4 protein-coding genes are annotated in these 3,538 nt (G+C 65.4%); 1 reads left to right on the top strand and 3 read right to left on the bottom strand.

The genetic code is table 11. The annotated features are described in order from the left end of the window. Positions 1 to 17 precede the first annotated feature (17 nt). Positions 18 to 989 (top strand): threo-3-hydroxy-L-aspartate ammonia-lyase, encoded by a 972-nt coding sequence (locus tag AC1D1X_RS18565; protein ID WP_477671156.1) that lies wholly within the window; start codon positions 18 to 20, stop codon positions 987 to 989. A 15-nt stretch (positions 990 to 1,004) separates the two neighbouring features. Here AC1D1X_RS18565 and AC1D1X_RS18570 read toward each other — a convergent pair whose 3' ends face one another. The 3 genes from AC1D1X_RS18570 to AC1D1X_RS18580 all read right to left on the bottom strand — a co-directional run. Continuing rightward, positions 1,005 to 1,652 carry an ABC transporter ATP-binding protein gene (locus AC1D1X_RS18570; protein ID WP_477698850.1) on the bottom strand — a complete coding sequence of 216 codons (648 nt, stop codon included), beginning with the start codon at positions 1,650 to 1,652 and terminating at the stop codon, positions 1,005 to 1,007. Next, positions 1,649 to 2,623 (bottom strand): tRNA (adenosine(37)-N6)-dimethylallyltransferase MiaA, encoded by a 975-nt coding sequence (miaA, locus tag AC1D1X_RS18575; protein ID WP_477671154.1) that lies wholly within the window; start codon positions 2,621 to 2,623, stop codon positions 1,649 to 1,651. The genes AC1D1X_RS18570 and miaA overlap by 4 nt, the downstream gene beginning before the upstream one ends. After that, positions 2,601 to 3,538, bottom strand: a 938-nt coding sequence (locus AC1D1X_RS18580) for an MFS transporter (RefSeq protein ID WP_477698851.1), incomplete at its 5' end; no start/stop codon positions are given. The genes miaA and AC1D1X_RS18580, both read right to left, overlap by 23 nt.

Here is a 3,538-nt window from a genome sequence, read left to right on the forward strand (position 1 = left end):
ATGAAAGCGTATTCACCATGCAACTCCCTACCTACGACGACGTCACCGCCGCTGCCGCGCGGCTTGAAGGCCATGCGCACCGCACGCCCGTGTTGCGGTCCAGTACGGCCGATGCCCGCTGGGGCGCGAATTTCTTTTTCAAATGTGAAAACTTCCAGCGCATGGGCGCTTTCAAGTTTCGCGGCGCCTTCAATGCGCTGTCGAAGTTCGACGCGGCGCAGCGCCGGGCCGGTGCTATCGCGTTTTCGTCAGGCAACCATGCGCAGGCGATGGCGCTTTCGGCGAGGCTGCTCGGTATGCCCGTGGTCATCGTGATGCCCAAAGATGCACCCGCTGCCAAGCTGGCCGCCACGCAGGGCTATGGCGCGGAAGTGGTGCTGTACGACCGCTTCACCGAAGACCGCGAGGCCCTGACGAAACGGCTCGCCACCGAACGCGGCATGACCTTGATCCCGCCTTATGACCACCCCGACGTGATCGCCGGCCAGGGTACGGCAGCGAAAGAGCTGATCGAAGAAACCGGCCCGCTGGACCGTCTCTACATATGTCTGGGCGGCGGCGGGCTTACCAGCGGCTCGGCGCTTGCAGCCCGCGCCCTGTCGCCGCAGTGCAAGGTCTATGGTGTCGAGCCTGAAGCGGGGAACGACGGCCAGCAGTCGCTGCGCGCAGGCCGCATCGTGCATATTGAAACGCCAAAAACCATTGCCGACGGCGCACAAACCCAGTACCTGGGCGAGTACACCTTTGCCATCATCCGGCGCGATGTGGACGACATCCTCACGGTAAGCGATGCGCAGCTGGTCGAGTCCATGCGCTTTTTTGCCGAACGCATGAAGATGGTGGTGGAGCCGACAGGCTGCCTGGCGTTTGCCGGGGCATGCGCCGCGCTGCAGGCCAACCCTGCCGCACCGGGTGAAAAGGTGGGCGTCATCATCAGCGGCGGAAATGTTGATTTGAAGCGCTACGCGGAGTTGCTCGCCCAGGCCTGAGCAAGGGGGGGCAGCTTACGGAAGAATTCCGTCGGCGCTCAGATGCAGCCGGCGATCAGCGCGGGCGGCTGCGGCTTCCGAATGGGTGACCAGCACCAGCGAGGCGCCGTGTTCGCGGGTCTGGGCAATCAGCGCATCCATTACTTTGGCGGCCGTCGTTGGGTCCAGGTTGCCGGTGGGTTCATCGGCCAGCAGCAGGCTGGGCCGGTGTACCAGGRCACGGGCAATCGCCACGCGCTGCAGCTGGCCGCCGCTGAGTTGCTGGGGCAGCCGCCYGCCCATGCCCGACAGGCCGACCGCATCCAGCAGTGACTGCACGCGCGCGTCGTCCGGCTCGCCGAGCAGCAGCAATGGCAGGGCCACGTTCTGCGCGACATCCAGGTGCGGCAGCACATGAAAGGCCTGAAACACAAAACCCACATGGCGGCGGCGTAGCAGCGCACGCTCGTCGTCGGTCATGGTGCCCAGGTCCTGGCCGTTCAGCAGCACGGTGCCTTCGTCCCAGGTGTCGAGTCCGGCCATGCAGTTGAGCAGCGTTGATTTGCCGACGCCTGATTCGCCGATGATGGCGACGAACTCGCCGGGCTCAACATCCAGCGTGACATGGCTGAACACGGCGGTTGTGCCGTAGCGCTTGGCGAGGTTCCTGAGTTGAAGGCTCATGTCGTCTGCCCAACAGAAGCGTCAACCAGTGCAAGCACCTGCTGCAACGCATCGGCCGCATCGCAGGCCACGACCTGGCGCTGCGGCATGGAGCGCAGCCAGGTGATCTGGCGCTTGGCCAGCTGGCGCGTGGCGAAAATGCCTTTGTCGCGCAGCTCGGCCAGCGGGTAGTTGCCGTCCAGTGCTTCCCACGCCTGGCGGTAGCCGACGCAGCGCATCGAAGGCAAGTCGGGGTTGAGGTCGCCGCGTGCGCGCAGGGCTTTCACTTCGTCCATAAACCCGCCGGCCAGCATGGCGTCGAAGCGTTGGGCAATACGCTCGTGCAGCCAGCTGCGGTCTTGAGGTTCAAGGGAAATAAGGGCTGTAGCCATTGATGGCTGTGCGCCAGCAGCTATGGTTTTTGTAGCGTTTTGCTGGTGGAAGAACGACAGCGGCTGGCCTGACACGCGGAAAACCTCCAGCGCACGCGAAATGCGCTGCGAATCGTTCGGTGCGAGCCGGGCGGCGGTGACCGGGTCCACCCGGGCGAGTTCGGCATGCAGAGCCGGCCAGCCGTTGGCGGCTGCTTCGTCGGCTATCACGGCGCGCGCGGCGGGGTCGGCTTTGGGCATGTCGTCCAGCCCGTCGAACAGCGCCTTGAAGTACAGCATGGTGCCGCCCACCAGCAGCGGCAGTTTGCCGCGTCCGCGGATGTCTTCCATCAGCCGGTTGGCGTCGGCCACAAACTCGGCCGCGCTGTAGGCGTGCAGCGGGTCGCGGATGTCAATCAGGTGATGCGGCACAGCGGCCAGCTCGGCCGCTGTGGGCTTGGCAGTGCCGATGTCCATGCCGCGATAGACCAGTGCGGAATCGACGCTGATGATTTCCACCGCGTGGCGCTGTGCAATCGCCATGGCGGCGGCGGTTTTGCCGGAGGCCGTCGGTCCGGCCAGTGCGATGCCGCGCATGTCAGGCCCTGGCTGCGGCCTCATGGGCAGGCTCTCCGTATTTCTGGATCACGGTCCAGGCCGTGGCGGCGATCAGCGCGCTCCAGAACCAGACGCCGTTGGTCAGCGGCCGCACCGTGCCGTCCATGTGGGTTCCCAGCCAGCCGCCCATGCCGAAGGCCACGACCATCATGAGAAATCCGTTGAGGGCCGAGGCAGCGCCCGCCGCCTGGGGGAAGGGACTAACGGCGCCGCTCTGCCCGCAGGGCTGGTGCACGCCATGCCCCAGCATGAACAGGTAGTAGGGCAGCATGATGGCCCAGACGTTCTGGATGCCGGCCCAGGCCAGCACGCCCATCAGGGTTCCGCCGGCCAGTGTGAGGCACGCGGCCACGGCCACCGAGCGCCGCACGCCAAAGCGCGGCAGCAGCCGACGGCAGATGAAGGTGCCGGTGAGGTAGCAAAAACACATCGAAAACATGATGAGGCCGTAATGTGTTTTGGTCAGGCCCAGCACCTTGATAAACACGAACGACGAGGTGGCCAGAAAGGTGAAGAGGCCGCCGTAGGAGGCCGCGGTCAACACCGAAAACGCCAGGAACGTGGGGTTGCGAAGAATATGGACCCAGGTGCGCAGCAGTGTGGCCGGCTGCAGCGCACGCGGGTTTTTCTGTGCCAGGGTTTCTTCAAACCGCAGTGAGATGAGGGCCAGCGTGGCCGCGCCGAACACGGCCAGCGCCATCAGGGCCATGCGCCAGCCGAAAAGCTCCGACAGCAAGCCGCCCAGCGGTGCACTGATGCAGGCCAGCACGCCCAGGCCGCTCAAGCCTTTGGACATGGCGCGGGCGCCTTCAAGCGGCTGGTACAGGTCGCGCACGATGGCGCGCGCGCACATCACTGCAGCGCCCATGGCGGCGCCCTGCACGATGCGCCAGGTGATCAGCAGTGTCATCGACGATG

It is taken from the genome of Polaromonas sp. P1_G4 (genome assembly GCF_056405475.1).